The 437-nt window shown below is 41.0% G+C and carries 1 rRNA gene and 1 other annotated feature (1 of these 2 running past the window's edge); the gene reads left to right on the top strand.

Annotated elements, in window-relative coordinates:
* Positions 1–112 (top strand) — a sequence feature (mutual gap in cmsearch alignment for this rRNA model is longer than 100) (it extends 2,720 nt beyond the left edge of the window).
* Between the two features lie 164 nt (positions 113–276).
* Positions 277–386 (top strand): 5S ribosomal RNA (gene rrf, locus ACNKXS_RS15025).
* Positions 387–437: the final 51 nt, after the last annotated feature.

Below are 437 nucleotides of genomic sequence, written 5' to 3'. Positions count from 1 at the left end.
ACAAGATGAGATTTCTTTAAAGGACCGTGGGAGACTACCACGTTGATAGGCTATAGGTGTAAAGGCAGTAATGTCATAGCCGAGTAGTACTAATAATCCGTAAAGCTTGATGCGCGATGGCTCTGAGGCCGCAAAACCTCAGAGCCGCCAAATGCTTATTTTATAAGAGTATTTCAGGTACTTGTAACTTTTTTGTTTCTTTAATCATGTCAACGATATTAGTTCTAATCTAAGTAATTAGAACAGTTTTAAGCTCGAAGCTTATAACTTACCTTTTAAGGTGGCTATAGCAACGGGGCTCACCTCTTCCCATCCCGAACAGAGTAGTTAAGCCCGTTAGCGCAGATGGTACTGCTGTATTGTGGGAGAGTATGTCGTCGCCTTCTTCTTAAGAACCCTTCATCATAGCGATGAAGGGTTTTTTTATACCATAAAGT

The organism is Christiangramia marina, assembly GCF_048285865.1.
Taxonomy (GTDB): Bacteria; Bacteroidota; Bacteroidia; order Flavobacteriales; family Flavobacteriaceae; genus Christiangramia; species Christiangramia marina.
The sequence above is the reverse complement of the archived record's forward strand: the minus strand, read 5'-3'. Positions and strand labels throughout refer to the sequence as shown.